The organism is Amycolatopsis sp. NPDC114504 (assembly GCF_055633595.1).
Map to the genome: position 1 here is coordinate 34834 of NZ_JBVKDU010000003.1, position 25864 is coordinate 60697.

Annotated in this window: 25 protein-coding genes; 14 read left to right on the plus strand and 11 right to left on the minus strand. The window is 72.3% G+C overall.

Features of this window, described 5'->3' with window-relative positions; translation table 11 throughout:
* Positions 1–145: 145 nt before the first annotated feature.
* Positions 146–538, plus strand: coding sequence for a GNAT family N-acetyltransferase (locus ACZ7PG_RS21485; protein WP_470242367.1), 393 nt, complete (start codon positions 146–148; stop codon positions 536–538).
* Here ACZ7PG_RS21485 and lpdA read toward each other — a convergent pair.
* The 3 genes from lpdA to ACZ7PG_RS21500 form a co-directional block, all read right to left on the minus strand.
* Entirely contained in the window at positions 528–1919 is a 1392-nt protein-coding gene (gene lpdA / locus ACZ7PG_RS21490) for a dihydrolipoyl dehydrogenase (RefSeq protein WP_470240862.1), read from the minus strand. The two genes, ACZ7PG_RS21485 and lpdA, sit on opposite strands and share 11 nt — an antisense overlap.
* A gap of 49 nt (positions 1920–1968) precedes the next feature.
* Positions 1969–2730: a lysophospholipid acyltransferase family protein gene (locus ACZ7PG_RS21495; protein WP_470240863.1), complete on the minus strand. Its 762-nt coding sequence runs from the start codon at positions 2728–2730 to the stop codon at positions 1969–1971.
* A gap of 63 nt (positions 2731–2793) precedes the next feature.
* On the minus strand, positions 2794–3198 hold the full coding sequence (locus ACZ7PG_RS21500; protein ID WP_470240864.1) for a nitroreductase family deazaflavin-dependent oxidoreductase: 405 nt from the start codon (positions 3196–3198) through the stop codon (positions 2794–2796).
* A gap of 229 nt (positions 3199–3427) precedes the next feature.
* Here ACZ7PG_RS21500 and ACZ7PG_RS21505 point away from each other — a divergent pair, with 229 nt between their 5' ends.
* The 6 genes from ACZ7PG_RS21505 (at position 3428) to ACZ7PG_RS21530 (ending at position 9231) form a co-directional block, all read left to right on the plus strand.
* Complete coding sequence (locus tag ACZ7PG_RS21505; RefSeq protein WP_470240865.1) at positions 3428–4468, plus strand: LacI family DNA-binding transcriptional regulator; 1041 nt, start codon at positions 3428–3430, stop codon at positions 4466–4468.
* Between the two features lie 92 nt (positions 4469–4560).
* Positions 4561–5694, plus strand: coding sequence for a dihydrodipicolinate synthase family protein (locus ACZ7PG_RS21510; RefSeq protein ID WP_470240866.1), 1134 nt, complete (start codon positions 4561–4563; stop codon positions 5692–5694).
* Positions 5694–6506: a sugar phosphate isomerase/epimerase family protein gene (locus tag ACZ7PG_RS21515; RefSeq protein ID WP_470240867.1), complete on the plus strand. Its 813-nt coding sequence runs from the start codon at positions 5694–5696 to the stop codon at positions 6504–6506. The genes ACZ7PG_RS21510 and ACZ7PG_RS21515 overlap by 1 nt, the downstream gene beginning before the upstream one ends.
* A 43-nt stretch (positions 6507–6549) precedes the next feature.
* Positions 6550–7209 (plus strand): IclR family transcriptional regulator, encoded by a 660-nt coding sequence (locus ACZ7PG_RS21520; protein WP_470240868.1) that lies wholly within the window; start codon positions 6550–6552, stop codon positions 7207–7209.
* Positions 7210–7225: 16 nt separating this feature from the next.
* Complete coding sequence (locus ACZ7PG_RS21525; RefSeq protein WP_470240869.1) at positions 7226–7936, plus strand: response regulator transcription factor; 711 nt, start codon at positions 7226–7228, stop codon at positions 7934–7936.
* Positions 7937–7938: 2 nt separating this feature from the next.
* A complete protein-coding gene (locus ACZ7PG_RS21530; protein WP_470240870.1) occupies positions 7939–9231 on the plus strand; it encodes a sensor histidine kinase in 1293 nt (430 codons plus the stop codon).
* Positions 9232–9360: 129 nt separating this feature from the next.
* Here ACZ7PG_RS21530 and ACZ7PG_RS21535 read toward each other — a convergent pair whose 3' ends face one another.
* Entirely contained in the window at positions 9361–10194 is an 834-nt protein-coding gene (locus ACZ7PG_RS21535) for an SCO6745 family protein (protein ID WP_470240871.1), read from the minus strand.
* A 231-nt stretch (positions 10195–10425) separates the two neighbouring features.
* Between ACZ7PG_RS21535 and ACZ7PG_RS21540 the strand changes: the two genes are divergently transcribed.
* The 4 genes from ACZ7PG_RS21540 to ACZ7PG_RS21555 all read left to right on the plus strand — a co-directional run bounded on the left by ACZ7PG_RS21540 (position 10426) and on the right by ACZ7PG_RS21555 (position 14970).
* Complete coding sequence (locus tag ACZ7PG_RS21540; protein WP_470240872.1) at positions 10426–11817, plus strand: amino acid permease; 1392 nt, start codon at positions 10426–10428, stop codon at positions 11815–11817.
* Complete coding sequence (locus ACZ7PG_RS21545; RefSeq protein ID WP_470240873.1) at positions 11814–12569, plus strand: carbon-nitrogen hydrolase family protein; 756 nt, start codon at positions 11814–11816, stop codon at positions 12567–12569. The genes ACZ7PG_RS21540 and ACZ7PG_RS21545 overlap by 4 nt, the downstream gene beginning before the upstream one ends.
* Positions 12566–14257 carry a flavin monoamine oxidase family protein gene (locus ACZ7PG_RS21550; protein WP_470240874.1) on the plus strand — a complete coding sequence of 564 codons (1692 nt, stop codon included), beginning with the start codon at positions 12566–12568 and terminating at the stop codon, positions 14255–14257. The genes ACZ7PG_RS21545 and ACZ7PG_RS21550 overlap by 4 nt, the downstream gene beginning before the upstream one ends.
* 68 nt (positions 14258–14325) lie before the next feature.
* Positions 14326–14970 carry a TetR/AcrR family transcriptional regulator gene (locus ACZ7PG_RS21555; RefSeq protein WP_470240875.1) on the plus strand — a complete coding sequence of 215 codons (645 nt, stop codon included), beginning with the start codon at positions 14326–14328 and terminating at the stop codon, positions 14968–14970.
* Between the two features lie 107 nt (positions 14971–15077).
* On the opposite strand, the gene ACZ7PG_RS21560 is transcribed toward ACZ7PG_RS21555, so the two are convergent.
* Positions 15078–15821: a TetR/AcrR family transcriptional regulator gene (locus tag ACZ7PG_RS21560; RefSeq protein ID WP_470240876.1), complete on the minus strand. Its 744-nt coding sequence runs from the start codon at positions 15819–15821 to the stop codon at positions 15078–15080.
* A 67-nt stretch (positions 15822–15888) separates the two neighbouring features.
* On the opposite strand from ACZ7PG_RS21560, the gene ACZ7PG_RS21565 reads away from it, so the two are divergent.
* Together ACZ7PG_RS21565 and ACZ7PG_RS21570 are read left to right on the plus strand one after the other, a co-directional pair.
* Complete coding sequence (locus ACZ7PG_RS21565) at positions 15889–16755, plus strand: alpha/beta fold hydrolase (protein ID WP_470240877.1); 867 nt, start codon at positions 15889–15891, stop codon at positions 16753–16755.
* A gap of 82 nt (positions 16756–16837) precedes the next feature.
* Positions 16838–17227, plus strand: coding sequence for a hypothetical protein (locus tag ACZ7PG_RS21570; RefSeq protein ID WP_470240878.1), 390 nt, complete (start codon positions 16838–16840; stop codon positions 17225–17227).
* Positions 17228–17454: 227 nt separating this feature from the next.
* Here ACZ7PG_RS21570 and ACZ7PG_RS21575 read toward each other — a convergent pair whose 3' ends face one another.
* Positions 17455–18696: a PucR family transcriptional regulator gene (locus ACZ7PG_RS21575; RefSeq protein ID WP_470240879.1), complete on the minus strand. Its 1242-nt coding sequence runs from the start codon at positions 18694–18696 to the stop codon at positions 17455–17457.
* A 111-nt stretch (positions 18697–18807) separates the two neighbouring features.
* On the opposite strand from ACZ7PG_RS21575, the gene ACZ7PG_RS21580 reads away from it, so the two are divergent.
* Positions 18808–19650: an SGNH/GDSL hydrolase family protein gene (locus ACZ7PG_RS21580; protein WP_470242368.1), complete on the plus strand. Its 843-nt coding sequence runs from the start codon at positions 18808–18810 to the stop codon at positions 19648–19650.
* Positions 19651–20001: 351 nt separating this feature from the next.
* Here ACZ7PG_RS21580 and ACZ7PG_RS21585 read toward each other — a convergent pair whose 3' ends face one another.
* The 5 genes from ACZ7PG_RS21585 to ACZ7PG_RS21605 form a co-directional block, all read right to left on the minus strand.
* Complete coding sequence (locus ACZ7PG_RS21585; protein ID WP_470240880.1) at positions 20002–20520, minus strand: pyridoxamine 5'-phosphate oxidase family protein; 519 nt, start codon at positions 20518–20520, stop codon at positions 20002–20004.
* Between the two features lie 2 nt (positions 20521–20522).
* A complete protein-coding gene (locus tag ACZ7PG_RS21590; protein WP_470240881.1) occupies positions 20523–21506 on the minus strand; it encodes an LLM class F420-dependent oxidoreductase in 984 nt (327 codons plus the stop codon).
* The gene (locus ACZ7PG_RS21595; protein ID WP_470240882.1) at positions 21503–22690 is read right to left on the minus strand and encodes an acetyl-CoA acetyltransferase; all 1188 of its coding nucleotides are present in this window, start codon (positions 22688–22690) and stop codon (positions 21503–21505) included. The genes ACZ7PG_RS21590 and ACZ7PG_RS21595 overlap by 4 nt, the downstream gene beginning before the upstream one ends.
* A gap of 4 nt (positions 22691–22694) precedes the next feature.
* Positions 22695–24314, minus strand: a complete 1620-nt coding sequence (locus ACZ7PG_RS21600; protein WP_470240883.1) for a class I adenylate-forming enzyme family protein — start codon at positions 24312–24314, stop codon at positions 22695–22697.
* Between the two features lie 74 nt (positions 24315–24388).
* Positions 24389–25861 (minus strand): carotenoid oxygenase family protein, encoded by a 1473-nt coding sequence (locus tag ACZ7PG_RS21605; protein ID WP_470240884.1) that lies wholly within the window; start codon positions 25859–25861, stop codon positions 24389–24391.
* Positions 25862–25864: the final 3 nt, after the last annotated feature.

Below are 25864 nucleotides of genomic sequence, written 5' to 3' on the forward strand. Positions count from 1 at the left end.
GCGCCCACATACTGGAACGCCCACGGAAATGTGAGAACGTTTCGCCACACCGGAACTGTCGGTACCCCGCCGTACGCTCCGCGGCGTGGACAAGATCGAAATCCTGCGCGCCACGGCCGGCCAGGCCGGCGCCCTGACCGCGTTGATGCTCGCTTCTTCGGCCTACCAAGGCGACTACGCGTCCATCCTCGACGGCTACGCGGTCACGCCCGGCTACGTCGAGCGCAACCCGACCTTCGTGGCCATGGCCGGCGACGAGCTGCTCGGCTTCTACTCGCTGCTCGAAGCCCCACCGGAGCTCGACATCCTGTTCGTGGCGGACGCCGCGCAGGGGCTCGGCCTCGGGGCGCGACTGGTCGCGCACCTGCTCGGGGAAGCCCGCGCGCGCGGCATCACGAGCGTCCGCGTCGTCTCGCACCCGCCCGCGCTGGCGTTCTACCTCCGGATGGGCGCGCGGCGCACCGGCACGATCCCGCCGTCCCCGCCCAAGGTCCGGTGGGAGCGGCCGGAGCTCCGCTTCGACGTCCCTACAGGTTGATCATGTGCCCGGCGAGGCCGTGCAGAGCTTCCTTGACCGCCTCGCCCAGCGTCGGGTGGGCGTGGACGTTCCGGGAAACCTCGTGCACCGTCAGGTCCCACTGCTGGGCCAAAGTCAGCTCCGGCAGCAGCTCGGTGACGTCCGGACCGATCAGGTGCCCGCCGATCAGCTCCCCGTACTTCGCGTCGCTGATCAGCTTCACGAACCCGCCCGCGTCACCGAGGCCCTGGGCCTTTCCGTTGGCCGTGAAGGGGAACTTGGCGACGCGGACGTCGAAGCCCTTGTCGCGCGCCTGCTCCTCCGTCCAGCCGAAGCTGGCGATCTGGGGCTGGCAGTACGTCGCGCGCGGGATCATCGGGAAGTCGAGCTCCATCGTCTCCGCGCCCGCGATCGTCTCCGCCGCCACCACGCCCATCGACTCCGACGCGTGCGCCAGCATCAGCTTCGCCGTGACGTCGCCGATCGCGAAGATGTGGTCGACGTTCGTGCGGCCCCGGCCGTCGATCGCGATCGCGCCGCGGTCGGTCAGCGCGACACCCGTCTTCTCCAGGCCGTAGCCCTCGACCCGCGGCTGGAAGCCGATGGCCTGCAGCACCTTGTCGGCCTCGAGGACCCGCGTGCCGTCCTTCTCCGAAGTCACCGTCACCCGCACCGACGAACCGGATTCGTCGATCGACTCGACGCGGGTCGAGGTCAGCACCTTGATGCCGAGCTTGCGGTAGCGGCGCGCCAGCTCCGCCGACACCTCGGCGTCCTCCAGCGGCACCATCCGGTCGAGGAACTCGACGATCGTGACGTCGACGCCGTAGTTGTGCAGCACGTAGGCGAACTCGACGCCGATCGCGCCCGCGCCGGCGATCACGATGCTCGACGGCAGCTCGCTCGAGAGGATCTGCTCTTCGTAGGTCACCACGCGCGAGCTGCGCGAGGTCCCCGGCAGCAGGCGGGTCGTGGCGCCCGTGGCGATGATGCAGTGCCCGAACGTGATCCGCGAGCCGTTCACCTCGAGGGTGTGGTCGTCGACGAAGGTGCCGTGCCCGTCGAACTCGGTGATCTTGTTCTTCTTCATGAGGAAGTGCACGCCCTTGACGCGCCCGTCGGCGACCTTCCGGCTCCGCTCGTAGGCGGCCGTGTAGTCGACGCGGATCGGGCTGTCGGAGGAGATGCCGAACGCCTTCGCCTCCTGCGTCACGACGTGCGCCAGCTCGGCGTTGCGCAGCAGCGCCTTCGACGGGATGCACCCGACGTTCAGGCAGACGCCACCCCAGTACTTCTCCTCGACCACCGCGGCGCTCAGCCCCAGCTGCGACGCGCGGATCGCCGCGACGTAGCCGCCCACTCCGGCCCCCAGTACGACGACATCAAAGTGTTGTGCACTCATACGCCCGAAACTACCCCTTCGGACAGGCACGGGCGGGGTGACGCGGACCTCAGGCGGCGACCGGCGGCTCCTCGCCGCGCAGCGTCACCAGCAGCGCGGTCACCGCCGCCATGATGCGGGCCGTCGCCTCCTCCAGCACCTCGCGGGTGAGCGGCCGGTCGAGCAGGTCGGACAGGTCGACCGGCGGTCCCGCAACCAGCTCGACCGTCTTGCGCGGCACCCCGCGGGGGAACCAGGCCGTCGACGGCAGCAGGTGATGGGTGCCCCAGTTGGCCACCGGGATCACCGGCGCGCCGGTCGCCAGCGCGGCGCGCACGATGCCGGTCTTGCCGCGCATCGGCCAGCCGGCCGGGTCGTTCGAGAACGTGCCTTCGGGGAAGACCGCGACGCACTCGCCGTCCCGCACCGAGGCGACGAGGTCGCGGTAGGCCTCCGCCGCCGTCGCCGCGCCGCGGTACACGGGGATGTGCCGCCCCGAGCGCATCACGCGGCCCAGGACCGGCACCTTCCACAGCGACGCCTTCGCCAGGTAGCGCGGCACGCGGCCGGCGGCGAGGCAGAACGCCGTCAGCGTCGCCGGGTCGGCGAACGACAGGTGGTTCGACGCCACCAGGACCCCGCCGGACTTCGGGATGTGGTGCGAGCCGCGCACCCGGAAGCGGGTCGTCTGGACGAGGAACTGCCAGACCACCTCGATCGCGAAGCTGTACCAGGCACCCCGGCCGGCCCGGGCGAAGCGCCGGCCGTAGGCGAGCATCTGGCGACGGGTGAGCAGCTCACCCTCGCTGTCGAGGGCGGTCCAGCGGTTCATGACTGTCATTCGTAGCCGACGACCGGCCGGATCGGCCCGCGCACCGGCCGAACGCGGCGCAGATCACACGCGCTCGAGCACGACCACGGGGATGTGGCGGTCGATCTTCTTCGTGTACTCGTCGTAGTCCGGCCAGACGGCGGCGAGCTTCTTCCACACCTTCGCCCGCTCCTCGCCCTCGATCGTGCGGGCACGGGCCTTGAACTTGTCGGCCTTGATCTGGACCCCGACCTCGGGGTTCTCGACGAGGTTCAGGTACCACGCGGGGTGCTTCGGCGCGCCGCCGGCGGAGGCCACGACCACCGGGTTGCCGTCGGCCTCCTGGTAGATCAGGGCGAGCTTGCGCTCCTGGCCGGTCTTGCGGCCCTTCGTGGTCAGCAACAGCGTCGGGACGCCTTCCTGCCACTCGTGACCGACTTCGCCGTCGGTCTCCTCGTAGCGGCGGATGTGCTCATCACCGAACAGCATGCGGGAATCCTTTCGCGGTCGATCGGAAGTGGCGTACTCACTACTTGAGGATTCTCCTTGTTACCAGGACACGGACTTTCGCTGATCTTCCCCCGTGCTTCCCTCGGTCAATTCACTCGTTCGGGTCAGGTCCCCCGGCCAGCGGCTTCTCCCGGCCCACCCCCCTCCCAGTAGATTGCACCGACCGAGCTTGCGGAGACACCCGAAACCGATCTTGGAGGAGCCAGCCATGAAGGCCCGGCCGCACGTGACACTCGAAGACGTGGCACGCAGCGCGAACGTCTCGCTCGCGACGGCGTCGCGGGTGCTCAACGGCACCGCGTCCGTCCGCGCCGACCTGCGGGAGCGGGTGTCCGCCGCCGCGGCCGAGCTGGCCTACGCCCCGAACGCGCACGCCCAGGCGCTGGCCGGCGGCACCCACCGCACGGTCGGCGTGATCTGCCACGACGTCAGCGACCCGTACTTCGCCGCGATCGCCGGCGGGGTGATGCGGGTGGCCACCGACAACGGGCTGCTCGTGATGCTGGCCGGCACCTTCCGCGACCCCGACCGCGAGGTCGCTTACGTCTCGACGCTGCGCGCGCAGCGGGCTGCGGCGATCCTGCTGATCGGCTCGGCGTTCGAGGACCGCGCGTGGGAACGCGCGATGGCGGCCGAGCTCGAGCCGTACCGCCGCGGCGGCGGGCAGGTCGCGGCGGTCAGCCGCCACCGCGGGCTCAAGATCGACACCGTGCAGCCGGACAACAAGGGTGGCGCCGCGGCGCTGGCCAAGGCGCTGGTCGGGCTCGGCCACAAGCGGTTCGCCGTGCTCGCCGGCCCGCGGAAGCTGAGCACGGTCATCGACCGGCTGGCCGGGTTCACCGACGCGCTCGCCGAACACGGCATCACCCTGCACGAAGACGACGTCATCGAGGCCGCGTTCACCCGCGACGGCGGCTACGAGGCGACGAAGCGGTTGCTCGCCGGCCGCAAGCGCAAGCTGCCGACCTGCGTCTTCGCCGTCACCGACGTGATGGCGATCGGCGCGCTGACGGCGTTGCGCGAGGAAGGTCTCTCCGTGCCCGGCGACATCTCCGTCGCCGGGTTCGACGACATCCCGGTGGTCCGCGACCTCGCCCCGGCGCTGACCACCGTCCGGCTGCCGCTGGAGGAGCTGGGCGAACGGGCGATGGACCTGGCGATCAAGGGGGCCGGGGGCACCCGGCCGCGGACCGTCCGGCTGTCGGGCGAGGTCGTCTTGCGGGAAAGCACCGCGCGCCCCAAGCGCTGACCCGGACGGGCCTTGTCGTGCTCTGGCACAGGCCCTACCGTGGCCGTATCGTGCACTGGAGAAAGCGCTTTCTGACTTGCGGAGGTCTCCCGATGCTCCTGCTCCCGGTTCCCGGCGGCGGGCTCGTGAACTGGTCACCGTCCGGCCCGGCGCTCCCCGAAGCAGCGTGCACGCCGCCGTCGTCCCGGATCGCCTACGCCGCCGTGCACGTCGTCGCGGACGCGCTCGCCGACGAGCCCGGCGCCGTCGACTGGGACACCACGCTGGCCTTCCGCGAACACCTCTGGGCGTGCGGGCTCGGCGTCGCCGAGGCCATGGACACCGCGCAACGCGGCATGGGCCTCGACTGGGCCACGACGAAGGAGCTGGTCACCCGCACCGGCGCGCTCGCCGCGGGACGTCGCTGGTGCGCCGGCGTCGGCACCGACCAGCTGCCGCCGGGGACGGCGACCATCGCGTCCATTGTGGACGCCTGGCGCGAGCAGCTGGACCTGGTCGGCGGCGCCGGCGCGGTCCCCGTCGTGATGGCGAGCCGGGCGCTGGCCGCCGCGGCGCAGGGCCCCGGCGACTACCACGCGGCCTACGGGAAGCTGCTGTCCGAGGCGGGCGGCCCGGTCCTGCTGCACTGGCTCGGCGAGCAGTTCGACCCCGCGCTGGCCGGCTACTGGGGCCACCACGACGTCCGCGCCGCGGCCCGCGAACTGGCGACCCTGTGCGCCGAGCACGCGGGCACGATCGCCGGGGTGAAGGTCTCGGTGCTGGACGCCGAGGTCGAGACGGAGTTCCGGCGCGCGCTCCCCGGGAGCGTCGCCTGCTACACCGGCGACGACTTCCACTACCCCGAGCTCATCGCCGGCGACGAGCGGGGCCACAGCGAAGCCCTGCTCGGCATCTTCGACCCGATCGCGCCGGTCGCCGCGGCGGGGCTGCGCCGCCTGGACGACGGCGACCGCGCCGGGTTCCACGCCCTGCTCGACCCGACCGTGCCGCTGGCGCGAGAGATCTTCCGCGCGCCGACGCGGCACTACAAGACCGGCGTCGTCTTCCTCGCCTGGTTGAACGGTCATCAAGAGCACTTCCGGATGCTCGCCGGGAGCGAGTCCGCGCGCACGATCACCCACCTCGCGACGCTGCTGCGGCTGGCCGACGCGGCCGGCGTGCTCGCCGACCCCGAGCGGGCCGTCGCCCGGATGCGGCCGTTGCTGCGGGTCGCGGGGGTCGTGTGATGGACCCGCGGTTCAGCCTCAACCAGATCACCACCAAGGCCTGGTCGCTGCCCGAAGCGGTGGCCGGGTGCGCCGCGGCCGGCGTCGGCTGGATCGGGCTGTGGCGGGACAAGGTCGCGGAAACCGGCGTCGACGAGGCCGCACGCCTGCTGAAGGAACACGGTGTCCGGGTTTCGTCGTTGTGCCGCGGTGGGTTCTTCACCGGGGTGACGCCGGAAGGGTCCCCTGTGGACGGTGTGGCGCAGACGCGGGAAGCGATCGACGAGGCCGCGACGCTCGGTGCCGACGTCCTCGTGCTGGTCGTGGGCGGGATCGCGGGCAACGACCTCGCCGCGTCCCGGCAGCGCGTCGCGGACGCCGTGGGCGAGCTCGCACCGTATGCAGGGGAACGCGGCGTGCGGCTCGGCCTGGAGCCGCTGCACCCGATGCAGTGCGCGGACCGGTCCGTGCTGTCCACTGTGGAGCAAGCACTGGCGATCGCCGTCGAGCACCCGGCGGAGCAGGTCGGCGTGATCGTCGACGAGTTCCACGTCTGGTGGGACCCGCGGATCGAGGAGTCGATCGCCGCGGCCGCCGGCCGGATCGCCGGGTTCCACGTGTGCGACGTCCTCGTGCCGCTGCCCGACCCGCTGCTCGGCCGCGCGCTGCCGGGCGACGGCCCGATCGACCACCGCCACCTGCGCGCCCACGTCGAGGCCGCCGGCTACACCGGCCCGATCGAGGTCGAGGTGTTCAACGCCGGGCTGTGGGCCCGGCCGGGGGCGGAGGTGCTGGCCGAGACCGTCGCGGCGTTCGAGCGCCACGTGGCCTGACCCGCCGGTAGGCTGGCTCCATCAGGCGGACGGGGGTCGCTCGGTGGCGGAAGACGACGGGGCGGTCCGGAGCGTGCTGCGCGCGTTCGACCTGCTGGCCCACTTCACCGACCGCCGCCGGACGTGGTCGGTCAAGGACCTCACCGCCGCGAGCGGCCTGGCGAAGACGACGGTGCTGCGGCTGGTCGCCACCTGCGAGCAGCGGGGCCTGCTGTGGACGCGCCCGGACGGGCGGGTCACCGTCGGGCCGGGGATGCTGCGCTGGGCCCAGCTGGCGAACGCCGCGTGGCAGCTGCCCGAGCCGGTCCGCCAAGTGCTGCGCGAGCTGGCCGAGGAATACGGCGAAACGGTCAACTTGTACGTCCGCAGCACCGAAGTGCTCGTCTGCGTGGCCCAGCAGGAGGGTTCGCGGGCCATCCGGCACGTCGGCCACGTCGGGGACGAGCTGCCGCTCGGGTGCGGGGCCGCCGGGAAGGTGCTCGCCGGCGCCGAGGGCGTCGCGGTCGGGCACGGCGAGCCGGAGCCGGGCGCGTCCAGCGTCGCCGCCCCGGTGCTCGACGCCGACGGGCGGCTGCTGGCCGCGCTGGCCGTCACCGGCCCGACCACGCGGTTCACGGCCGAGGCGGTGGCGGAGTTCGGGGCCGGAGTGACGGACGCCTCACGACGCATTTCGCGGATCGGTTTCGGTGGCCGGCCGGAGTAGAACGTAGGCTCCCGGCATGCCGAACCTGCTGGTGGTGGAAGACGACGCCGCGATCGGCAGCGTGCTCGAATCGACCCTGCGACTGCACGGTTACCAGGTGTGCTGGCGCCGCGACGGCCGCACCGCCCTGCAGGCCGCCGCGTCCGGCGACTTCGACCTGGTGCTGCTCGACCTCGGCCTGCCCGACCTCGACGGCGTCGAGGTCTGCCGCCGCCTGCGGGCCGCGCTGCCCGCGGCGGTGCTGGTCATCCTCACCGCGCGGCAGGAGGAGATGGACGTCGTCGTCGGCCTCGACGCCGGCGCGGACGACTACCTCACCAAGCCGATCCGGCTGGGCGAGCTGCTGGCCCGGGTGCGCGCGCACCTGCGCCGCGGCGCGCCGGCCGCGGCCCGGCCCCCGGTGACCATCGGCGGGCTGACCGTCGACATCGCCGGCCGCCGCGCCACCCTGGGCGGGCGCGAGGTCGTGCTGCGGGCCAAGGAGTTCGACCTGCTGGCGCGGCTGGCCGAGCAGCCCGGGGTCGCCGTCAGCCGCGAGACGCTGATGTCCGAGGTCTGGGACGCGCACTGGTACGGCTCGACGAAGACGCTGGACGTGCACATCGCGGCGGTGCGCCGCAAGCTCTCGTCGGCGGCCGGGCCCGACGCCGAGGTGCCCCGGATCGCCACCCTGCGCGGCCACGGGTACCGGCTGGAGGACCCCGCCCGGACCGTCGCCGAGGGGTAGCTGTGCGCCGCCGGATCATCTCCTTGACGGTGCTGGCCGCCCTGGTCGCGACCGTGCTGTTCGCGTTGCCGCTGTTCATCGCGGCCATGCAGTACTACCGCGACGACACCAAGGCGGACCTGGAACGAGCCGCGGACGCGACGGCGCTCGGCGTGGCCGACGAGCTCGCCGCCGGGCGCCCGCCGGTCCTGCCGCCGCTGGACGACGACGAAGCCGGCACCGAGGTCGGGATCTACGGCCCGGACGCGCGGCTGCTGACCGGCCGGGGTCCGGCCGTCGGCGGGTCGGTCGAGCGGCAGGCGGCGAGCGCCACGCTGGACGTCGTCATCGGCCGCGAAGCCGACGAAGTGGTGCTGGCGGTCCCGGTGCTCAACGGCGCGCGGGTGACCGGGGTGGTGCGCGCCGCGATCCCGATGTCGGAGCTGCGGATGCGGGTCGGGCTGACCTGGCTCGGCATGGCCGCGCTCGCGGTGGTGGCGATCGGGGCGAGCTGGCTGACGGCCCGGCGGTACACGACCCGGCTGGTCCGGCCGCTGGAGGAGCTGGCCGCCGCGGCCGGCCGGCTCGGCGAGGGCGACTTCACCGCCCGCGGCCCGCGAGCAGGGATCGCCGAGATCGACCGGGTCGGCGAGGCGCTGGCCGCCACCGCGACCCGGATCGGCGAGACCCTCGAGCGCGAGCGCGCGTTCTCCGCGGAGGCGTCCCACCAGCTGCGGACCCCGCTGACCGGGCTGCGCCTGCAGCTGGAGGCCGCGCTGGAGACGCCGGACGCGGACCCCCGGGAAGCGATCCGCGCCGGGATCGCGTCCGCCGACCGGCTGGAACGCACCATCGAGGACCTCCTGGCACTGGGCCGCGAACGCCGGGCCCCGCGGGCCGAGCTCGACCTCGACGCCCTCCTGGAGGAGATCCGGCAGGCCGGCGAGGCGCTGCTCGCACCGCACGGGCGCACGCTGCGGATCACCCGCGAGGAGCCGCCGCCGGCACGGGTGGCGGCCGCGGCGGTCCGCCAGGTCCTCGGCGTACTACTGGACAACGCGGCGACGCACGGTCGTGGAACGGTGACGCTGGTCGCCCGCGACGCGGGCGACGCGCTGGCCATCGACGTCGCCGACGAGGGCCCCGACCTGGGCGAAAAGGACCCGTTCGCGACGGCGGCGGCCGGCCACGGCATCGGCCTGCGGCTGGCCCGCAGCCTCGCCGAGGCGGAAGGCGGCCGCCTCCGGCTCAGCCGTCCCGACCCCCCGACGTTCACGCTCCTCCTCCCAGCCGACGAACCCCCCACCCCGACGTGACGAACCGGGCATCACACGTGACTGGACGGGCATCACACGTGTCTGGGGAGGCATCACGCGTGACTGGAGGGGCATCGCGCGTGATGCCCCTCCAGACACAGGTGATGCCCGGCTGGTCACGGGTGCCGGCTACATCGGGAAGACCGCCCGGAGGGCGGCCGAGATCGGTTCGAGGTCGGCGACGAGACCGTCGAGCTCTTCGGGGCTCAGTGCGTTGTACGGCGCTTCGGCGAGCCGGTCGGTCAGCGCCTCGACGCGGCCCTTCGTGGCCTCGCCGGCGGGGGTGAGCCAGCCGTCGGCGCCGATGAGACCGCGGGCGCGCATGCCGTCGACGACCGCGTCCAGCTGCGCCGCCGGGAGGTGCCAGACCCGGCCGAACTTCTCCGCGGCCGTACCGGTGGACAAGGCGTGGAGCACATGAGCTTCCGTCCCGCCGATGCCCTCGGTCAGCAACGCGACGGTGTGCCCGTCGCCGCGCTGCTCGCGCAGCAGGGTGGCCGCGTGCCACAGCCGGGCCACCGGTTCCTGGGGTACCGGCACCGTGCGCAGAGCGGCGAAGAGGGGGCGCCCCTCCACCGGTGCGCTGGTCGCCGCGGTCAGCAGGAGGTCGGCGGCGCGCGCGACGGCGGGGTCGTCGGCGAGGTCGCCGAGGATCCGGCGGATGCCCGCGACGCAGCCCTGTTCACGCGCGGCCAGCGCCGCCTCGGGCGTGGTCAGGTCCCACACCTGGGGGATGTGGCGGGCCACCTCGCCGGGGGCGAAGTTGTAGAAGACCGCGTGGACCACCTCGGCCGGCACGGCCCGCCCGAACGGCGCCGCCCGTCCGGCGAAGTAGGCGTCCCACGGGTTGCGCAGACCCAAGGCCATCAGGGCCGCGTCCGGCTCGTCGGTGAAGTAGGGGACCAGACCGAGCGGCTCGACCAGGTCGTACATGCGGCGGGCGACGGGTTCCGGGTGCGACATCGTTCATCCTGTGGGTCCAGGCGGCGCCCTGGGTGGCGGCCGCTCACCTACTCCACGAACTGCGTACCCCGGATCCGACACCCGAGCTGCCATCAATTTTTGGCGGGCCCAGGCCGCCTGGAACGAATCGCCACGTTTCGCGCGTCTTGTGCAATGAATCACCTGTGATTCATCTGTACGCGCAACGTTGCCCTGTTTTGCGTGCCGAAGACGGCAGATACCGTCGTCGGCATGAATCTGCGAGCCGCGACGGTGCGGCGGAAACCGGTCACCGATCTGGTCGCCGAAAGTGATCATGGCACGTTGAAGCGGTCGCTCGGGCTCGGGCAGCTGACCATGCTGAGCATCGGCGCGACGCTGGGCAGCGGGATCTTCGTCGTCCTCGGCGAAGCCGTCCCGGTGGCCGGGCCGGCCGTGGTCCTCTCGTTCGCGCTCGCCGGGGTCACCGCACTCTTCTCCGCGCTGTCCTACGCCGAGCTCGCCGGCATGATCCCGCTGTCCGGTTCGTCCTACTCCTACGCCTATGCCACGCTCGGCGAGCTGGTCGCCTGGGTCTGCGGCTGGTGCCTGGTCCTCGAATACGGCGTCTCGGTGGCCTCGGTCGCCGTCGGCTGGGGGCAGTACCTCAACGAACTGCTGCGGCTGGCCTTCGGCTTCGCCATCCCGGACGCGCTCAGCCAGCCGCCGGGCTCGGGCGGGATCGTCAACGTGCCCGCCATCGTCGTCGTGGTCCTCGCGATGCTCCTGCTGCTGTCCGGCGCGAAGGAGAGCGCGCGGGCCAACGCCGTCATGGTCGCCGTCAAGATCGTGACGCTGGTGCTGTTCTGCGCGATCGCGTTCACCGCGGTCAAGGCTCGGAACTTCACGCCGTTCCTGCCGCTGGGCCTCGCCGGGATGAGCGCCGGCGCCGCCAAGCTCTTCTTCTCCTACATCGGGTTCGACGCCGCGTCGACCGCCGGCGAGGAGGCGAAGAACCCGCAGCGCGACCTGCCGCGGGCGATCCTGCTCTCACTCGGCATCGTCACCGTGCTGTACTGCCTGGTCGCCGTGGCCGCCGTCGGCGCGCTGCCGTGGCAGGAGTTCGACGGCCAGGAGGCGGCGCTGTCGCACGTGCTCTCCGTCGTCTCGGGCAACCCGTTCTGGGCCGGCCTGCTCGCCGTCGGGGCGATCGTGGCGATCTCCAGCGTCGTGCTGACCGTCCTCTACGGACAGACCCGCATCCTGTTCGCGATGTCCCGCGACGGCCTCGTGCCGCCGTCGCTGTCCAAAGTGGACCCGAAGTCGGGCTCGCCGCGGATCAACACGCTGGTGGTCTCGGGGTTCGTCGCCGTCCTGGCCGCGTTCATCCCCCTGGGCAAGCTCGCCGACGCCACCAGCATCGGGACGCTGTTCGCGTTCCTGCTGGTCAACATCGCCGTCCTGCTGCTGCGCAAGCGCCAGCCCGACCGGCCGCGCACGTTCCGCGTGCCGCTCTCCCCGGTGACGCCGCTGCTGGGCGTCCTCTGCTGCGGCTACATGATGTTCAGCCTCGACGGCGCCACCTGGGTCGTCTTCGGCGCCTGGATGGCGCTGGGCCTGCTGATCTACTTCGGGTACGGCATCCGGCGGTCGAGGCTCGCATGAGGGTCGCGATCCACCAGGGCCCGGTCGACGCGCTCCCCGACGCCGTCGCGGCATCCGGCGCGGACCTCGTCGTCACGGCGGAGATGAGCACCACCGGCTACCACATCGGCGCCCGCACGCACGAGCTCGCGGAGCCCGCCGACGGCCCGACCGCGGCCAGGATGTCCGCGCTGGCGAAGGAAACCGGCGTCGCATTGGCGTACGGCTACCCGGAAGCCGACGGCGGAGACGTCTACAACAGCGTCCAGCTCGTCGACGCGACCGGGCAGCGACGCGCGAACTACCGCAAGACGCACCTGTTCGGCGACCTCGACAAGGCGTGGTTCACCCCGGGCGACGAGCCGGTCGTGCAGGCCGACGTCGCCGGCGTCCGGGTCGGGCTGCTGATCTGCTACGACGTCGAGTTCCCCGAGCTGGTGCGCGCGCACGCGCTGGCCGGCACGGAGCTGCTGGTCGTGCCGACCGCGCTGATGAGCCCGTACGAGCTGGTCGCCGACACGCTGGTGCCGGCGCGGGCCTACGAGAGCCAGCTGTTCGTTGCCTACGCCAACCGTTGCGACGTCGAACAGGAGCTGACGTACTGCGGACGCTCCTGCGTCGTCGCGCCCACCGGCGAGGTGCTGACTCGCGCCGGCTCCGGCCCGGCGCTGATCACCGCCGAAGTGACCCGGGAAGCGCTCGCCGCGTCCCGGCTGGAGAACACCCACCTGGCCGACCGGCGGCCCGAACTGTACCGAGGAACCACCGCATGACCTCCGCTGTCCCGACCGCGATCCACCACGACGAGCCGGCGGGCCGCCCGATCACCATGTTCGGCCCCGACTTCCCGTTCGCCTACGACGACTACCTCGCCCACCCCGCCGGGCTGGGCTCGGTGCCCGCTCACCGGCACGGCACCGAGGTGGCGGTGATCGGCGGCGGCCTGTCCGGCATCGTCACGGCGTACGAGCTGATGAAGCTCGGCCTGCGCCCGGTGGTCTACGAAATCGCCGAAATCGGCGGCAGGCTGCGCACCGTGCGGTTCCCCGGCTGCCCGGACGACGTCGTCGCCGAGATGGGCGCGATGCGCTTCCCGCCCGCGTCGACCGCGCTGTTCCACTACATCGACAAGGTCGGGCTCGAGACGACGCCGTTCCCCAACCCCCTGGCGCCGGGGACGCCGAGCACGGTCGTCGACCTCAAGGGACAGACCCACTACGCGCGGACGCCGGCCGACCTGCCCGCGGTGTTCGCCGACGTCGCCGCCGCGTGGGACCGGACGCTGGCCGAACACGCGTCGTTCGCCGAGATGCAGACGGCGATCCGCGACCGCGACGCGAAGACGGTCAAGCGGCTGTGGAACGAGCTCGTCCCGAAGCTGGACGACCAGACGTTCTACGGGTTCCTCTGCGACTCCCCCGCGTTCGCCTCCTTCCGCCACCGCGAGATCTTCGGCCAGGTCGGCTTCGGTACCGGTGGCTGGGACACCGACTTCCCCAACTCCATCCTGGAAATCCTGCGCGTCGTCTACACCGGCGCCGACGACGAGCACCGCAGCATCGCCGGCGGCAGCCGGCAGCTCCCCCTGCGGCTGTGGGAACACGCGCCGGCCGAGGTCGCTTTCTGGCCCGCCGGAACGTCGCTGGCTTCGCTGCACGAGGGCGGGCCGCGTCCGGGTGTCACGCGGCTGCACCGGACGGCGCCGAACAACATCACGGTGACGGACGCGTCCGGGCACATCCGGACGTTCCCGGCGGCGGTGTTCACCGCGCAGAGCTGGATGCTGCTGTCCAAGATCGAATGCGACGAGGCGCTGTTCCCGATCGACCACTGGACGGCGATCGAGCGCACCCACTACATGGAGTCGTCGAAGGTGTTCGTGCCGGTCGACCGGCCGTTCTGGCTCGACCCCGACCCGGCGACCGGCCGCGACACGATGAGCATGACGCTGACCGACCGGATGCCGCGCGGCACCTACCTGCTCGGCGACGACCCCGCGAAGCCGGCGGTGATCTGCCTGTCGTACACGTGGGCCGACGACTCGCTGAAGTGGCTGCCGCTTTCGGTGACCGAGCGCGTCGAGGTGATGCTGCAGTCGCTGCGCGAGATCTACCCCGGCGTCGACGTCCGGAAGCACATCATCGGCGACCCGGTGACCGTGTCGTGGGAGGCGGAACCGCACTTCATGGGCGCGTTCAAGGCAAACCTGCCCGGACACTACCGCTACCAGCACCGGCTGTTCACGCACTTCGTCCAGGACGAGCTGGCGGAGCGTCACCGCGGGCTCTTCCTGGCGGGTGACGACGTCTCGTGGACGGCGGGCTGGGCCGAAGGCGCGGTGCAGACCGCGCTCAACGCCGTTTGGGGCGTGCTGCACCACTTCGGCGGCGAAACGGACCCCGCGAACCCGGGGCCCGGCGACGGCTTCGCCGACATCGCCCCGATCACGCTGCCGGACTGAGCATGCCCCGATCGTGGTACCCGGGAGACTGAACTGCCCTGTTCAGCGGGCCGTGCGACGATGGGACCATGAACACCGAGCCGGCGCCGAGATGGCGAAGACTGGAACCGGACGAACGGAAGGAACAGATCTACGTCTGCGCGGCGCGGCTGTTCGGTGACCGGCCCTACTCTGAAGTGTCCACTTCGGACATCGCCGCCGCGGCCGGCGTCGCGCGAGGGTTGATCAACCACTACTTCGGCACGAAACGCGAGCTGTACCTGGAAATCATCCGGCGCGCGCTGACCGTGCCGCGGCTGGCCGTCGAGATCCTGCCGGACGGGCCGCTCGAACTGCGCGCCGACGTCGCCATCGAGTGGTTCCTCGACATGGTCACCAGCCAGGAGCGGATGTGGCTGGCCGCGATCGCGCCGGAGGGCATCGGGCGCGACCTCGAGGTGGAACGGATCCTCGAAGAGGCCGACCGCGAGTCCGCCGACCGCGTGCTCGAAGCCGTCGGGCTGTCCAGCGAAAGCGAACACGGGCCCGAGCTGAACGCGCTCGTGCGCGCGTTCGGGGGGATGGTGAAGTCCGCCGGCCGGGAATGGCTCGTGCGCGGGTCGCTGACCCGCGCCCAGGTGCACCTGCTGCTGTCCAAGTCGCTCGTCACGCTGGTCGGCGAGATCTTCCCGGCGATCCAGGCGGCACCGGCGCAGCCGGACGGTCGCGAATAGACCGAAGCCCCCGGCGCCACGAGGGGGAGGAGGGCGCCAGGGGCTCCGGGTCGGCGGCGGACCGCCGACGCACGCTCACGGTACGCCGGAGCGCTGTCAAGTCGCTGTCAACCCTTGTCGTCCGCTGGGCCGTCCGATTCGCGCAGTTGCCCGAGCCGGTGGGCGAGGCCGTCGAGACAGCGCTGGACCGCGTAGTCGTACACCTGGGCGTAGTACCCCGCGGCGAGGTCGGGATCGCCCATCAGGTCGTGCATCGCCGAGCCGAGCTCGGCCATCCCGGGCAGGTCGGCCCGCTCGCGGTAGGTCGCGTACTCCTCGGTGTTGTCGATCCGCAGCGCGAGTGCGCCGTCGCGGTCGTCCTCCATCGCGACGAACTGGCACGCGGTCATCAGCAGCAGGTTGTAGGCCATCGGGCTCTCGCGGCCGAAGCCGGCCCGGAGCAGCACGCCGACACCGGCGTCGATGCTGCGCGTGGCCGCCTTGACGGACGGGCCGAACAACGCGAGGCGCCGCGCGCAGCCCGGGTAGGCCCGCAGCACCGCGCGCAGGTTGGCCAGCAGCTCGGTGAACCAGTCCTGCCACGGCAGGTGCGCTTCGGGCAGCTCCAGCAGGCCGACCACCCGGTCGACGACGGCGTTGACCACCGCGTCCCGGTCGCCGACGTGGTGGTAGATCACCGCGGGATAGGCCTCGACCGCGCGGGCGAGCTCCCGCAGCGTCCAGTTGTCGAGGCCACGTTCGCCGGTGAGCGTCGTCGCCGCGCTGATGATCCGGTCGGCCGTGAGGGCCGGGAGCCCCGCCGCGGCCCGCGACCGGGGGCGCTGTCCGGTACCCGAGGATGAGGTCGGCATGGGGGGTAACGGTAACCGCACGGGTGGGACCGGTGCCAGCTCCGCACGGGTACGGCAGGATCGGGACATGGCACGCGCACAGGCCAACGGTCTCGAGCTCGAATACGACACTTTCGGCGATCCGGGCGATCCGCCGCTGGTACTGGTGATGGGCCTCGGCGCCCAGATGATCACCTGGGAGGACGGTTTCTGCGAGCTGCTGGCCGGCCGCGGGTTCTTCGTGGTGCGCTACGACAACCGGGACGTCGGGCTCTCCACCTGGCTCGACGAGCTGCCCGCGCCGGATCTGGCCGCGCTGGCGGGCGGCGACCTTTCGACGGCGCCGTACCTGCTTTCGGACCTCGCGGACGACGCCGTCGGGCTGTTCGACGCTCTCGGCATCGACCGCGCGCACGTCGTCGGCGCGTCGATGGGCGGGATGATCGTGCAGCAGCTGGCGATCGACCACCCGGACCGGCTGCTGTCGGTCACCTCGATCATGTCGACCACCGGCGACCCGGCGGTCGGGCGGGCCGAACCGTGGGCACTGGCGCTGCTGACGCGGCTACCGGCGTCGACGCGCGAGCAGGCGCTGGCCGACAGCGTCGACGGCTACCGGCGGCTCGGGTCACCCGGCTACCCGGACGACCCGGCGTTCCTGCTGGCCAAGGCGACGCTGCACTACGACCGCGCCCGCCACCCGGTGGGCACGCTGCGCCACGCGGCGGCGATCCTGGCTTCGGGCGACCGGACGGCGGGCCTGCGTTCGGTGCGGCTGCCGGCGTTGGTGGTGCACGGCGACGCCGACCCGCTGATCGACGTCAGCGGCGGCAAGGCGACGGCGGAGGCGATCCCGGGCGCGGAGCTGCTGGTGATCCCGGGCATGGGCCACAACCTGCCGCACGCGGTCTGGCCGACGCTGACCGCGGCGATCGCCGGCCTGGCAGGTCAATAAGGCGTCAAGAACCCGGGGTCCGGGCGTACGGAACGCGTCCGGGCCCGGGTTCCCCGGCTTGCCGCGGGGTTCGCTGGACGGCATGAGTGGTGGCTTCGGGTTCCCGTTCGGCTGTGCGACGGCGGTGGTCGCGGTGCTACTGGCAGAACTGTGCGGGGCGACGGCACATCCGTGGTACGCGCTGGTCACGCTGGGCGCGGTGGTGCTGCTGACGGCGTTCTGGAGTACGGCCACCGCCGCGATCGGGGTCGCGGCGGTGGCGTGGGCACTGGACTCGGGGTTCGTGCTCGGCCGGGCCGGCGAACTCGCCTTCTCCGCGGCGGCCGGTCTCGCCGCCTTGGCCTTCGCCGCGCTCGTCGCCTTCGGCTCCTTCGCGCGGCTCATCTCCCGCGCTTCGGTGCCGGTCCGGATCCCGGCTCCGCGCCGTCCGGCCGAGGTCCCGGCTTCCCAGGCGATGACCACGGCGAGCTGACCCGGTTCCGGCCTCCGGCCGGTCCGGCCTCGGGTCCGGCCTCCAGCCGGCGGGATCGGGAGGCCCGCCGGCCGTGTCGACCCTCCAGACACACGTGTCGTCCGTCCAAGCACGCGTGTCGTCCGTCCAGGCACGCGAGTTCGCCGTTCCGACACACCGGACTCGCGTGGTCGGAAGAGCATCTCGCGTGAGTGAACGGTCGACACGCGTGTCTGAGGGTCGACACGTCAAACCGTGCGCGGGGGCGAAGCCCTGCGCGCCGCCAAAGCCGCGATGATGCGCGGCAGACCGGCGGGATGGAGCGGGTCGATGTCCGTCAGGTCGCGGACGCGGCGCAAGCGGTAGTCGACCGTGTTCGGGTGGACGTGCAGGCGGGCCGCCGTGCGGCGGCGGTTCGTGTCCAGCTCCAGGTACGTCGACAGCGTCTCGACCAGCTCCGGGTGCGCGTCCAACGGCGCCAGCACCGCCGCGAGCCGGTCGCGGGCCTCGCCCGGACGGGTCAGCTGGTACTCCATCAGGACGTCGTCGAGGCGGTACAGCCCCGGCGGGCGCCCGAACCACCGGAGCACGTCCAGCACCTCGCTGGTCCGCCCGGCCACGAGCCGGACCTCCGGCGGCGTCGCGGTGTCGGCCGCCGCCAGCACGTCGACGCCCGCCGCGCGCCCGGCCGTCTCCAGCAGCGTGCCCCACTCCGAGACCGTCGACAGCCGCCCGGCCAACGGCAGCAGCACCAGCCCGCCCGGGCCGTCCAGCGACGCCAAAACGCCGTCGCCGCAAGACTGTTCGAACGCCGCCAGGAACCGCCGCAGCTTCCGGCGGATCGCGATGTCGGCGTCGACGCCCGGGGACGCCTCGTCGGCGTGCGGCCCCAGTTCGACGCTCAGCACCAGGTACCGCGCGGGCAGCGTGATCCCGGCACTGCGGGCGACGACGTCGACCGGGCCGCCGTCGGCCAGCACCGAAAGCAGCGTGCGACGCGCGGTGTGCTCCTGCCCGACCTTCGTGCGCAGCTCCTCCAGGTAGCCCCGCGTGACCGCGCCGGTGACGGTGCCGACGAACGCCAGCACCCGATCCGCGACGTCGAGGAGGTCGGCGACGTCCGCGCTGCCCGCGTCGGCCGAGCCGACGGCGAAGATTTCCCGCGCGCCGACGTGGTACGCGGTCAGCACGGCCTCCAGCGGGAAGCCCTCCTCCGCGCGGCGCACCGCGGACGCGCCGATCTGCCGCAGCTCGGCGTCGTTGAGCTGCCGGTCTTCGCGCAGGCTCCGGGCGAACGCGCGCACCGCCTGCCGGGTGATCCGCGCGATGTCGCCGGCGAGCTCCTCCACCGGCAGCCGCCGGTAGTCCGCGACGTCCTCCTGGATGCGCGTCAGCACCCGCGCGATCAGCTCCGGCTCCTCCTGGGTGAGCCGCTCGTGGACGCGCTGCCCGCCGAGGGCCAGGTCGCCGCCGGTTTTGTGCTCCGTCACAACCGATCCCCTCGTTCTCTGCCCGGATTCCCAGTCAATCCGGGCACCGTCGGTGCCGATGGTGTCACGGAGACCAATCATCGGCACAACGTCAAGGAGGACGGCGTGCGAGTGAGGACAACGGCGTTCATCACGATCTTGGTCGCGGCTCTCGCGACGACGGCGGGTACGGCCGAAGCGAGCACCGCAGGCGAGTACGTGGCACTCGGGGACTCGGCCGCGGCCGGCCCGCTGATCCTGCCCCCGGACCTCTCGTCCCCGGGCTGCCTCCGGTCGCTCGCGAACTACCCGCACGTCGCCGCGAAGCAGCTCGGCACCCCGCTGAAGGACGTCACGTGTTCAGGCGCGACGACCGCGGACATGTACGCGCCGCAGTCGACGGAGACCGGCGCGGTCCCGCCGCAGCTGGACGCGCTCGGCGCGAGCACGAAGACCGTGACGCTGACCATCGGCGGCAACGACGTCGGCCTGGTCGGCGCCGCGACCAGCTGCATCAACCTGCTGCCCGGCATCAACCCGGACTGCGTCGACCGCTACACCGCCGGCGGGCACGACCAGCTGGCCGAGAAGATCGCGGCGTTCGAGCCGACGTGGGGCGCCCTGCTGGACGCGATCCATGCGCACGCACCGAACGCGGCCGTTTTCGTCGCCGGGTACGGCACCTACCTGCCGCACAACGGGTGCTGGCCGGTCGCGCCGCTGACCCCGCGCGACGCGAACTACATCCAGGGCAGCGTCGACAAGACGAACGCGGCCCTGGCCCGCCAGGCGGCGGCGCACAACGCGCGGTACGTCGACGTCCGGACGGCGTCCATCGGGCACGACGTCTGCAAGCTGCCCGGCGTGAAGTGGTTCGAGAGCGTGATCCCGACGTCGGTCGCGGCCCCGTTGCACCCCAACGCCACCGGGATGCGCCACATCGGGGCGCTGGTGACGGCGGCGATCGGCGGCTGAGGCCGGGCAGCACCGCGCGAGGTGGCGCACGATCGCGGCCGGCGCGGCGGAATGCGGCTGCGGCAGGCAGCTCGAGCCGGGCGCGCCGCGGCGATCAGCGGCTGAGACCGGGCAGCACCGCGCGAGGTGGCGCCGTCCGGTCGCGGCCGGCGCCACGAAACGCGGCTGCGGTAAGCAGCTCAAGCCGGGCACGCCGCAGCGGCCGGCCCGCAACCGCGGCGATCAGCGACTGAGACCCGGCCAGCGCCGGGCGGCACGGGGTGCGGCTGCAGTGACCAGCGGCCGTGCTCGCGGCGATCGGCGGCTGAAGTCCGGGCGCCGGTCCCCCCGACCGGCGCCCGGACGCCGTGGTCAGTGGCTGAAGTCCCAGCGGCTGGCGCCGTGCGGCTCAGCGCTGGCGATGCCCACCGCCCGGTGCAGTGCGAGCCGGTACAGGTGCCAGGGCGCGGGGCCGGCGCCCGGTGCCATGAACGGCGCGTTGAACCCGCCGTTTTCCACCGTCGCGGGCCAGCCGCCCTCGCCGTAGACCGCCGCCACCCGATCCAGGGTGGCGGTGTCCGCGACGCGGTGGGCCTCGCCCTCCATCGTCAGGTCCAGGCCGTTCAGGCGCACCGACACGCTGCACGCCGGGTTCGCCGCCAGGTTGCGGGCCCGGCGGGTGCCCGGCCCGCTCACGAAGTACAGCGCGTCGTCCACCCAGATGGCTCCGACGCCGGCCGCGTGCGGGCGGCCGTCGGGGCGGACGGTGCCGACGAAGAACGTCAGGTTTTCGTGCGGGGTCTGGGTCGCGAGGAGGTCGCGCGCCCTGCTCCACGGCAGCGCCGCGGACCCGGTCCGGTCGAGGTTCTTGGTGTGCGTGGGTTCCGTCATGCCTACGCGTCGAACGGGAGGATCGCGGATCGACACGCTTCCAGGGTTTTCGCGCCGCCGGGGTCGTCGTCGCTGGTCGCGGGCACGATCGCCAGCTCGTCGATCCCGGCTTCCGCGTACTCGGCGGCCTTCGCGGCGACCTCCTCGCGGGACCCCAGCAACCCCACCACGGCGATCGCCGACGCCGGCACCGCGGCCAGCAGCTCACGCGGGTGCGGACGCGTGCGCGCGAAGTCGACGAGCTCCCCGAACCCCGCCGCGCGGAACATCTCGCCGTAGCCCGGCGCCGCCAGGTACCCGACCACGCCGCGACGCAGTTGTTCGAGCGACGCCGGCCCGGGATCCACCGCGCCGACCACCCACGCAGCGACCGGCGGTGGCACTACACCCGCCCGCGCGGCCGCTTCCCGCAGCCCACGCACCAGCGTCGCCGCCGCGGCCGGGCTGACCAGGTTGACCACCATCCGGTCGGCGTGCCGCGCGGCGACGTCGAGCGCGCGCGGCCCGAACGCCGCGATCGTCAACGGCGATTTCGGCGCGGCCAACCGCAACCGGTACCCCTGAGAACCCACCACCGATCCGTCCACAGTGGACTTATCGCCGGAAACCAGCTGCCGCACGGCGATCGCCGACTCCTCCAGCGCCGTGGCCGCGCGCGAGCGGGACCGGCCGTGCCACCCCCGCACCACGACGTCGCTGGACGTGCCGAGCGCGACGCCGGTCGTCCGCCCGGTCAGCGCCGCGACCGACGCCACGCCCATCGCGATCGTCGCCGGGTCCCGCACGGTCACCGCCAGCGGCCCGAAGGTCAGCGAAAGGGACGAAGTCGCCGCACCGATCGCGGTCCCCAAGGCGAACGCGTCCCACGTCGCCATCTCGCCGATCCACAGCTCTTCGTACCCGGCGGCCTCGGCGGCGCGCGCGGTTTCGAGGGCCTCCTCCGGCGGACGGTCCTGCCAAAGCCCCAGCGACACCGAAAGCCTCATGCGGTGACCACCATCGTGACGACCGTGGTGAACGAGCCGCCGATGTTCAGCGTCAACGCCGTCCGCGCGCCGTCGACCTGCGTCTCGCCCGCCTTGCCGGTCACCTGCCGGGCGACGTCATGCAGCATCCGGACGCCGGTCGCGCCGACCGGGTGGCCTAGGCCGAGCAGGCCGCCGCCCGGGTTGATCCCGGCCGTGTCGAGGCCACCGTCGGCGATGAACTTGCCGCCGTCGCCGGGCGGCGCGACGCCGAGGTGCTCCAGCGCGACCAGCCCGGTGATCGTGAAGCAGTCGTGCAGCTCGACGACGTCGAGCGCGTCCGGCCCGGCCACGCCCGCGCGCTCGTACGCGTCGGTGACGGCGCCGCGCAGGTGCGGGAACAGGTACTCGCCGTCCGCGGACAGTTTCTCCCGGAGGCCGATGTGGGAGGTGCGGTGGCCGAAGCCGGCGATGCGCGGGAAGCCGCCGCCGAGCCGCTCGGCGAACGCGGGCGAGGCCAGCAGAACCGCCGCGGCGCCGTCGGTGATCCGGCCGCAGTCCTGCTTGCGCAGGCTTCCCTCGATCACCGGGTTGAGGTCGTCGTCGGCCCCGAAGGCTCCCGGAGGGAAGCGCCAGTCGCGGGCCTGGGCGAGTGGATTCGTTGCCGCGCGGTCGAAAGCGTGCGACGCGAACTGCCCGAGATGCTCCGGGTCGAGCCCGTATCGCGAGTCGTACACCGAAGCGACGTCGGCGAAAAGCGCGGGCCACGGGAACTTCGCGGCGACGGCTTCGTGCCCGGCCCACGCGGCGGACCCGAGGTGCTCGGCGGCCCGCTGCCCGTCGACGTTGCGCATCAGCTCGACCCCGACGACCAGCGCCACGTCGTAGCGGCCCGCCTCGATGTCGGCGCACGCGGCGAGGACGGCGGTGCTGCCGGACGCGCACGCGGCTTCGTGCCGGGTCGACGGCACCCCGTCCAGCTCCGGGACGGCCGCGACGAGCAGCCCGCCCAGCTGCGCTTGCCCGGTGAACAGCTCCGCCGCGAGGTTGCCGACGTGCGCGACGCCGACGTCTTCGGCCGTGACACCGGCGTCCGCGAGGGCGGCCGGGACGACCTCGGCGAACAGCTCGAGGATCCCGCGCCCCTCCTTCGCGTAGTTGCGCGCGAAGTCGGTCTGCGCCCCGCCCAGCACGAACACGGTCATGGCCTCACTCCAGACTTTCCCGCAGCTGCCGCTTCAGGATCTTCCCCACCGGGTTGCGGGGCAAGGCGTCGGTGTACTCGAGCCGTTCCGGCAGCTTGAACGCGGCCACCTTCTTCTCGCGCAGGTACGCGACCAGCTCGTCGAGCGACGGCTTCCGCGCCCCGGGCACGACGACCGCGCACACCCGCTCCCCCATGACGTCGTCGGGCACGCCGATGACACCGACGTCGGCGACGTCCGGATGCGCGGCCAGCAGGCCCTCGACCTCGGCGGGCGAGATGTTCATCCCGCCGCGGATGACCAGGTCCTTCATCCGGTCGACGTACTTGAGGAACTCCCCGCGCTCGCCGGCGATCTCGAAGACGTCGCCGGTGCGGAAGTGCCCGTCCTCGTCGAAGGACGACGTGTCCAGCGGCTCGCCCACCGACGTCAAATAGCCGGCGAACACCGTCGGCCCGGCGATGTGCAGCTCACCCGGGCGCCCGGGTCCGGTCACGTGCTCGCCGGTGACCGGGTCGTGCAACCGCACCGACGTCCAGCCGGCGACGGGCGTCGACCACGTGACATCGGAAGCGTAGTTCGGGAAGTAGCTCGCGCGCTGCTCCGGGTCCGGGATGTCGATCGGGCCGGACAGCAGCGCGGTGCCTTCGTTGGAGCCGAAGAAGTTGATGATGTCGATGCCGTACCGCTCGGCCCAGGTGCGCACGAGCCACGGCGAGAGCGGCGCCGAGCCGGAGCCGATCTTCCGCAGCGCGGAAATGTCCACTCCGGACAGGATCTTTTCGTTGTGCAGCAACATGGTCAGCAACGCCGGCGGCGCGAGCGTGTACGTCACGCGTTCGGCGGCGAGCTGCCCCAGGAACACCGGCAGGTCGAACGGGTGGTGCGGGACGAAGACCGCACCGGTCAGCAGCCACGGCAGGAACATCCCGCCGATGCCGGCCATGTTCGTCATGGGGAACGGCGACAGCAAGACGTCTTCGGACGTCAGGCCGGCCGCCTGCGCGCAGCCCGCGGCCGTCGCGAGCCAGTCGCCGTGACAGCGTGGAACCGCTTTCGGCTCGGCTTCGGTGCCGGACGTCCAGCAGATCGTCACGCAGTCGTTCACGTCGGTGTCGAGTTCGGACAGATAGGCGTCCAAAGTGGAGCGGTCCGCTTCGGACAGTGGATCTTCGGGCCAGGCCAGGGCGCCGGCCGGTTCGTCGTCCCCCCGGGCGACGACGAACCGGACCGACGGCGCCGAAGCGCCGATTAGCCCAAGGGCCGCCCCGGCGAGCTCGTGCTCGCCGTATCTGGATGCGGTCACCACCGCGACAGCCCCGGTGCGCCGGCACATCGGACCCATCTCGTACTCCCGGTAGGACACCGGGAACGGGGTGACCACGGCACCGATCCGCACGATCGCGAGGAACGCCTGCACCAGGGCCGAGCAGTTCGGCAACTGCACGGCCACTACGTCGCCTGCTCGCACCCCTCTGGCGAGCAGGAACGCGGCCAGGACGTCGACGCGTTCGTCGAGCCGGTTCCAGGTCCACCGCACCGGGTCGCGTCCGACCAGTGCGGTGGTGTTCGGTGGATCGACCAGCGCGAGACCCTCCGGGTCGGCACTGACCCGCTCCTTCACGAGCCGGTCGATCGTCTCCGCACTCCACCATCCCCGCGTCCGGAAGTCCCGGGCGCGACCCTCTCGATGGCATCTCATGAACGGAGGTTTTCCAGCTGGTCCGCCCGGACCCAGGTCGCGTGAAAACCGAGCGGAACCCGCTGGGGCAACAGGACCCTGGCCACGGGTCCGGCAGCGAGCTCGGCGGCGTCGAAGATGTCCAGTTCCGAGCGTCCCTCACGCTCGTCCTGCACGAACGTCACCAGATAACCGTCCGCCGAATCGGCGGCTGCTCCGTCGCGGGGTGCGAACGGGGCCTCACTGCCCCACCGGCCGGGACCGAACCGGTATTCGGTCTTGGAGCCGGCAAGATTGTCGTAGCGCACGAGCCCGTCGAACTTCAGCGTCGACTCAGGCGAGATGTGCACCGCGTAGGAGTACCGGTTCCGCGTGCCGACCCCACGGGAGTCGACGGTCGGGAACTCGGTGTTGGCGTCGTCGAGCGGGGCCTCGCGGCACACGCCGGTCCGCAGGTTGAAGCGGTAGCGGTGCAGCTGGGCGTCGAGGCGCAGGTAGGAGAGCATCTTCGCGAGCGGCGTGTGCGCGTCGGGCCGGGGCGCCGGCTTCTGCACGCGGCAGACGTCGAGGATGACTTCCTCGCCCTCTTCCCAGGCGTTGACGACGTGGTAGATGTAGCACGGGCTCGCTTCGAACCACCTGATCTGGCTACCGTCCCCGTAGCGTGGCATGACGCCGAAGCGGCTCGGCATCGAGCGGTCGAAGTGGAGCTTGTGCCGCCCCTGTTTCGCCGCCTGCACGTCCTGGACCAGCGGCAGGTCCATCAGCACGGCGTAGTGCTCGGTGATGGCCATGTCGTGCGGCAGGCGCGGGCCGGGCAGCTCGATCTCGGTGGTGGTCACGACCTTGCCGTCCGCGCTGATCACGCCGTAGCGCAGGTACGGCGGGCGCGGGCCGTAGTCGAACCAGAACAGCTCGCCGGTGGCCTCGTCCACCTTGGGGTGGGCCATCATGTCGCCGACCAGCGTGCCGAGGAAGTCTTCGGCGCCGAGGGTCTCCAGCGAGAGCGGGTCGACGCCGTACGGCGAGCCGCACAGGTACCAGGTCGCGAGGATCCGGCCACGGTGGAAGACGACGTCGGTGTTGGCGTTGTCCTTGAGGCCCAGGCCGTGGGTGTTGCCGAACGGGTTGTCCGCCGGGTTCTCCATGACGCCGGTCCAGAGGCCCTTGCCGGCCTCGGACTCGGCCTCGAAGGCCTTCGTGCGGACCCAGCGGTTGCGGTAGCGCGCCTTGCCGTTCTCCAGGTGGACGGCGTGGATCATGCCGTCGCCGTCGAACCAGTGGTAGCGGCCTTCGGGGGCGAACCGCGGGTTGGGGCCGTTGCGCAGGTAGACGCCGTTGAGGTCCTTCGGGATCTCGCCGATGACCTGCAGGTCTTCCGCGTCGATCTCGGTGCTGACCGGGGCGTAGACGCCGAGCAGGTAGGGGTTGGCCTCGCCGGTGTCCGCCGTCCGGGCCACCATCAGCGGCTGTTCGGAGGTGCTGGTCATCGG